The following is a 330-nucleotide window of genomic DNA, read 5'->3' as shown; positions in this document are numbered from 1 at the left end:
CGCGGCGCTCGACGCGCTCGCGGAGCACCGCGCGGCCCGCGGGCTGCCGGCCACCTCGATCGCCTGGGGACCCTGGGCCGACGCCGGCATGATGGCCGGCCACGCGGGCTCCGCGCAGTTCCGCCGCTCGGGCCTCTCCCAGTTGCCCCCCGCGGCCGCGCTGGCCGCGCTGGCCGCCGCGGTGGGCGGAGGCGAGCCGGCGGTGGTCGTCGCGGACGTGCGGTGGGACCGGTTCGCCGCCGAGTCCGGCGTGCTGCGGCCGGCGTCGGTGCTGGCCGACCTGCCGGAGGTGCGGGCGTCGGTCCGCGAGGTGACCGTGACCGGCCGGCT

At 81.2% G+C, this 330-nt stretch carries 1 protein-coding gene; it reads left to right on the top strand.

Going from position 1 to position 330, the window contains the following annotated elements:
* Nucleotides 1-330: KR domain-containing protein (locus PUR56_RS03480; RefSeq protein WP_329947795.1), on the top strand; the 330-nt coding region annotated here is incomplete at both ends.

Source organism: Streptomyces sp. BE303, from assembly GCF_036290945.1.
Lineage (GTDB): Bacteria > Actinomycetota > Actinomycetes > Streptomycetales > Streptomycetaceae > Kitasatospora.
The sequence above is the reverse complement of the archived record's forward strand: the minus strand, read 5'-3'. Positions and strand labels throughout refer to the sequence as shown.